The organism is Proteus sp. G2626 (assembly GCF_009915985.1).
GTDB lineage: Bacteria > Pseudomonadota > Gammaproteobacteria > Enterobacterales > Enterobacteriaceae > Proteus > Proteus vulgaris.
This window is the reverse complement of sequence record NZ_JAABNH010000007.1, coordinates 424373-430372: the sequence shown is the minus strand read 5'-3', so window position 1 is coordinate 430372 and position 6000 is coordinate 424373. Positions and strand designations below refer to the sequence as shown.

4 protein-coding genes and 2 rRNA genes are annotated in these 6000 nt (G+C 40.4%); 3 read left to right on the top strand and 3 right to left on the bottom strand.

Annotated features, from left to right (window positions below; translation table 11 throughout):
- Both GWJ05_RS04355 and rrf read left to right on the top strand, forming a co-directional pair.
- A 23S ribosomal RNA gene (locus GWJ05_RS04355) occupies positions 1-1685 on the top strand; the annotation flags it as partial.
- A gap of 116 nt (positions 1686-1801) precedes the next feature.
- Positions 1802-1917, top strand: a 5S ribosomal RNA gene (rrf, locus tag GWJ05_RS04350).
- Between the two features lie 167 nt (positions 1918-2084).
- Here the strand turns inward: rrf and idi are convergent.
- Positions 2085-2621: an isopentenyl-diphosphate Delta-isomerase gene (idi, locus tag GWJ05_RS04345; RefSeq protein ID WP_036934617.1), complete on the bottom strand. Its 537-nt coding sequence runs from the start codon at positions 2619-2621 to the stop codon at positions 2085-2087.
- Positions 2622-2756: 135 nt separating this feature from the next.
- Complete coding sequence (locus GWJ05_RS04340; RefSeq protein ID WP_036934612.1) at positions 2757-3401, bottom strand: epoxyqueuosine reductase QueH; 645 nt, start codon at positions 3399-3401, stop codon at positions 2757-2759.
- A gap of 252 nt (positions 3402-3653) precedes the next feature.
- On the opposite strand from GWJ05_RS04340, the gene GWJ05_RS04335 reads away from it, so the two are divergent.
- Complete coding sequence (locus GWJ05_RS04335) at positions 3654-4757, top strand: glycerol dehydrogenase (RefSeq protein WP_036934610.1); 1104 nt, start codon at positions 3654-3656, stop codon at positions 4755-4757.
- A 56-nt stretch (positions 4758-4813) separates the two neighbouring features.
- On the opposite strand, the gene metA is transcribed toward GWJ05_RS04335, so the two are convergent.
- Positions 4814-5743: a homoserine O-acetyltransferase MetA gene (gene metA / locus GWJ05_RS04330; protein ID WP_036934608.1), complete on the bottom strand. Its 930-nt coding sequence runs from the start codon at positions 5741-5743 to the stop codon at positions 4814-4816.
- Positions 5744-6000: the final 257 nt, after the last annotated feature.

The window sequence follows — 6000 nt, the reverse complement described above, 5'->3', positions numbered from 1 at the left end:
CTGTGAGGTATGCTGGAGGTATCAGAAGTGCGAATGCTGACATAAGTAACGATAATGCGGGTGAAAAACCCGCACGCCGGAAGACCAAGGGTTCCTGTCCAACGTTAATCGGGGCAGGGTGAGTCGACCCCTAAGGCGAGGCTGAAAAGCGTAGTCGATGGGAAACGGGTTAATATTCCCGTACTGGTGGTAACTGCGATGGGGGAACGGAGAAGGCTAGGTTGTCCGGGCGACGGTCGTCCCGGTTCAAGCATGTAGGCAGAGTGATTAGGCAAATCCGGTCACTTAATGCTGAGGTGTGATGACGAGCCACTAAGGTGGTGAAGCAATTGATGCCCTGCTTCCAGGAAAAGCCTCTAAGCTTCAGGTTACCAACAATCGTACCCCAAACCGACACAGGTGGTCAGGTAGAGAATACTCAGGCGCTTGAGAGAACTCGGGTGAAGGAACTAGGCAAAATGGTGCCGTAACTTCGGGAGAAGGCACGCTGGCGGTAAGTGAAGTCCCTTGCGGACGGAGCCGAAGCCAGTCGAAGATACCAGCTGGCTGCAACTGTTTATTAAAAACACAGCACTGTGCAAACACGAAAGTGGACGTATACGGTGTGACGCCTGCCCGGTGCTGGAAGGTTAATTGATGGGGTTATCCTTAGGGAGAAGCTCTTGATCGAAGCCCCAGTAAACGGCGGCCGTAACTATAACGGTCCTAAGGTAGCGAAATTCCTTGTCGGGTAAGTTCCGACCTGCACGAATGGCGTAATGATGGCCAGGCTGTCTCCACCCGAGACTCAGTGAAATTGAACTCGCTGTGAAGATGCAGTGTACCCGCGGCAAGACGGAAAGACCCCGTGAACCTTTACTATAGCTTGACACTGAACATTGAGCCTTGATGTGTAGGATAGGTGGGAGACTATGAAGTGTGGACGCCAGTCTGCATGGAGTCAACCTTGAAATACCACCCTTTAACGTTTGATGTTCTAACCTAGGTCCATAATCTGGATCGGGGACCGTGTCTGGTGGGTAGTTTGACTGGGGCGGTCTCCTCCTAAAGAGTAACGGAGGAGCACGAAGGTTGGCTAAGCATGGTCGGACATCATGCGGTTAGTGCAAAGGCATAAGCCAGCTTGACTGTGAGAGTGACGGCTCGAGCAGGTACGAAAGTAGGTCTTAGTGATCCGGTGGTTCTGAATGGAAGGGCCATCGCTCAACGGATAAAAGGTACTCCGGGGATAACAGGCTGATACCGCCCAAGAGTTCATATCGACGGCGGTGTTTGGCACCTCGATGTCGGCTCATCACATCCTGGGGCTGAAGTAGGTCCCAAGGGTATGGCTGTTCGCCATTTAAAGTGGTACGCGAGCTGGGTTTAGAACGTCGTGAGACAGTTCGGTCCCTATCTGCCGTGGGCGTTGGAAGATTGAGAGGGGTTGCTCCTAGTACGAGAGGACCGGAGTGAACGCACCACTGGTGTTCGGGTTGTCATGCCAATGGCATTGCCCGGTAGCTAAGTGCGGAAGAGATAACCGCTGAAAGCATCTAAGCGGGAAACTTGCCTCGAGATGAGTCTTCCCTGTCACCTTGAGTGACCTAAAGGAACGTTTAAGACTAAGACGTTGATAGGCTGGGTGTGTAAGCGTAGCGATACGTTGAGCTAACCAGTACTAATGAACCGTGAGGCTTAACCTGACAACACCGAAGGTGTTTTGTCTGAGAGACGAAGAGTAGATAAAGTAGGCTTGTTTAAGATTGATATTACTGGCGACTGACCGAAAGGAAAGAAGCGGGTAATAAAACCGAATTTGCTTGGTGGCCATAGCGCAGCGGTCCCACCTGATCCCATGCCGAACTCAGAAGTGAAACGTTGTAGCGCCGATGGTAGTGTGGGGTCTCCCCATGTGAGAGTAGGGAACTGCCAGGCATTAAATAAGACGAGAAAGCCAACCCACTGGGTTGGCTTTTTTGCGTTTAAGGTTTTTATAATAGATATATTAGTCGCTAATTCATTGAATTTAATAGTGACTAGATAGAAACAAAGACCAAAAACATAAGTTGCTTATTTTATTTAGATCGTTAATAAGATAATTGCTAAATAATGCCTTGGCTCCAACGAGAAAACTGTTCAATTCCCATTCGGTTTAAGATATAACGAAACCAAACACTGTAATTTTTCGCATTCTCTTCAATATCTTGATAAAGAGAATCGAGAGCGACCCAACGATAATCCATCACTTCATCGGGATTGCTATGTGGTAATTCATCACTAAATCCCAGAAATAGATGATCAAATTCATGCTCTATCAGATCATCTGTCACTTTTTCGTTATACAGAATAGTTCCGATAGATTGCATATCACATTTCATGCCTAATTCTTCATCTAAACGGCGATGAATAGCGTCTGACAGTAATTCGTTTGGAAGCGGGTGGCTACAACATGTATTTGCCCATAAACCACCAGAATGATATTTAGATATTGCACGTTGTTGAATAAGTAAATGCTGATTTGAATTAAAGATAAATAATGAAAAGGCTCGATGTAAGGCGCCTACAATATGAGCTTCAAGTTTTGGCATTGTTCCTAGCTCATTATCATTTTTATCTACGAGAATGACAGCGTCTTCCACAAGAAATCACCTTAATAAAATAATATATGTTGTTATAACGTGAATATAACATGACTGTATATCAAATAACGATTTATTGTGTTGTCCTTTTTATGGCATCACTTTTGTGATGCCTGGAATAAAAGGAAAAAAGATCTAAGCAGTATAATATTGAACACCAATCTTAATAAGTTCTCGACCTTGTGATTTACGGTGTTTATTTGTATCTCTTAATGAATAAATACACCCACAATATTCTTGTTGATAGAATTGTTCTCGCTTACTTATTTCTATCATCCTGGCTGAGCCCCCTTTTTTACGCCAATTATAATTCCAATAAACCATATTTGGATAAGGCGCTACTGCTCTTTCGCCACAATCATTTATTTGTTTCATATCTTTCCAGCGTGAGATCCCAAGTGAACTTGAAATAACAGAAAAACCATTTTCAGCGGCATAAAGAGCTGTTCTTTCAAAACGCATATCAAAACACATTGTGCATCGGATACCACGTTCAGGCTCTTTTTCCATTCCCTTAGCTCTTTCAAACCAATTGTCGGTATCATAATCGGCATCGACAAAAGGAATATTATGTTTCTTAGCAAAACGGATATTTTCCTCTTTACGAATTAAGTACTCTTTTTGAGGGTGAATATTGGGGTTATAAAAAAAGATTGTATATTCAATGCCTGAAGCTTGTAATGATTCCATGACTTCACCAGAACAAGGGGCACAACAAGAATGCAATAAGAGTTTATTGGCATTTGCAGGTAACGTCAGTTTTTCTCGTATAAGTGTCATTGATGATCCTAAATTACGTTATTTTAGTTATAAAACAATGCTTATATTATAGGTATAAATGTTTAATTAACCGGTTGTTTTGAAATTATTTAAAAATAATCATATGTTTTTTATGAATTTTAATCAGGCGATATCAATATATTAGATAACACCTATCAGAGAGTTTACTAGATTCATATTCTGATGAGAGGTAAGATGAAAGACTAATTCTGCTATTGTTTATAGCAAAATCTAAAATAAAGGAATTTAGTTATGCCGTCTATATTACCTCGTTCTGTAACCTCCCCAAAAAAATTCTTTATTGGTAGCCAACTTCTTGCTTCTGTTGGCAAATACGTTAAAGATTTTGGTGATAATGCTTTTATTATTAGTGATGAATTTTTCTTAGAAAAAGTAACCCAAGAAGCGCTTCCTTCTCTTAAAGAAAATAAGATTGAAGCAATGGTTGAAAAATTTAATTACGAATGTACTGAAGCTGAAGTTCATCGCCTTGGTAAAATTGCGATTGAGAATAAAGCGAACGTTATCATTGGTATTGGGGGTGGCAAGACATTGGACGTGTCTAAAGCGGTTGCTTACTATCAACATATTCCTGTTATTTTATTCCCTACGATTGCCTCTACTGACGCACCTTGTACGGCACTTTCAGTGTTATACAAAGAAAATGGTGAGTTTGATAAATATTTATTTTTACCACAAAACCCTGATGTTGTTATTGCAGACACTGCGATTATTGCCTCTGCACCACAACGTTTTTTCTCAGCGGGTGTAGGTGATGCTCTAGCGACTTACTTTGAAGCACGTGCTTGCTATCAAGCAGACGGTTTAAACTTAGTCAATCAACGCCCATCACGTACAGGCCTTGGTTTAGCACAATTATGCTTTGAAATGTTAAGTGAAAACATTGATAAAGCAATGGATGCTATCCGCCATAAAATTACTACACCAGCATTAGAACAAACTATTGAAGCAACAATTTATCTTAGTGGTGTTGGTGCCGAAGCTGGCGGTTTAGCCGCTGCTCATGCGGTCAACAATGGTATGTCTGCGGTTGAGTCTTTACATCGCGTTCAACATGGTGAAAAAGTTGTTTTTGGTTTATTAACACAATTAGTGTTAGAAAATGCGCCACAAGAAGAAATTGATGAAGTGATCCGTATTATTAAAGCGGCTGAATTACCACTGACACTTGAAGATATGGGTATGAAAGAATTCATTGAAAGCGAATGGCGTACTGTGGCGAAAATTGCTTGTGCAGAAGGTGATACCATGGGCAATATGCCGATGAGGGTTACTGAAGAAGACGTTTATAATGCAATGATTGCTGCTAATGCATTGGCTCACCGTTATAAATAATCCTTAATTTGACAAGCCGTTATCTTAAAACCCCAAATTGATTTTGGGGTTTTTCTTTATTCTAATGTTGGATTCATTTGCGTAAGATCGAAAGGTGTTATCTGATAAACATAGTAGTTTAACCAGTTTGCAAACAATAAATGACCATGACTACGCCAAGAAGCGATAGGTTTTTTATTCGGGTCATTATTAGGAAAATAATTTTCTGGTAATTGTGGATCTAAACCTGCTTTAACATCTCGATGATATTCATCTGCCAGTGTATTGGGATCGTACTCAGGATGCCCTGTTGCAAAAACGACTCTTTTATCTTTTGATGCAAATAAATAAGCGCCGGCTTCTTCTGAAGTTGCAAGGATTTCTAAATCAGTATTATGTTTAATAAAGTCGATAGGAAAGCCAGCATAGCGAGAATGAGGAGCAAAAAAAGTTTCATCAAATCCGCGAGTTAACAATGAAAGAGGAGAGCAAGTATTATGACTGTATACCCCTGAAATTTTTTGCTCTAGCGTATATTTTGGCAAGCCATATAAAATATTTAATCCTGCTTGTGCCGCCCAGCAAATAAAAAGTGTTGAGGTGACATGTTCTTTAGCCCATGTAATCACTTCTTTTATTTCAGTCCAATAAGCCACATCTTCGAATTCAATTAATCCTAATGGTGCCCCTGTCACAATAAGACCATCAAAATTTTGTTCTTTAATTTGGTCAAAATCACAATAGAAAGTATCGAGATGTTCTACAGGTGTATTTTTAGGAATACGTGAGTCAATACGTAATAATTGAATATCAATTTGAAGGGGGCTATTAGAAAGCAACCGCAGAAATTGGTTTTCTGTTTCTATTTTCTTTGGCATTAAATTAAGGATAAGCACTTTTAAAGGGCGAATATCTTGAATACTCGCTCTACTGGATGTCATGACAAAGACATTCTCTTTTTGTAAACAACTGACTGCGGGTAGTTCATCCGGTACTCTAATTGGCATTTCAATAACCTCCATGAAACATCTAGACATCTAGAAGCCTAAATCTATCTAATAACTTTTTGAATGTCGAGGTTTTCATGTTGTGTATGAAGAATATTCATATAAGGAAATGCTATATAGCTAAAATCATCAAGTATTCACATTCCTCTTTTCCTTTCATTGTCGATCTCTTCTTGATGCCTCAAGTTATTTTTGAAAATTTCATTTTTGTACAATAAAAAAACACCATTGTAATCACATTGTTAAAAATTATTTAA

Coding starts and splice junctions, on each gene's coding strand:
- GWJ05_RS04335 (WP_036934610.1), top strand. CDS start 3,654: ATGCCGTCTATATTACCTCGTTCTGTAACCTCCCCAAAAAAATTCTTT.
- metA (WP_036934608.1), bottom strand. CDS start 5,743: ATGCCAATTAGAGTACCGGATGAACTACCCGCAGTCAGTTGTTTACAA.
- GWJ05_RS04340 (WP_036934612.1), bottom strand. CDS start 3,401: ATGACACTTATACGAGAAAAACTGACGTTACCTGCAAATGCCAATAAA.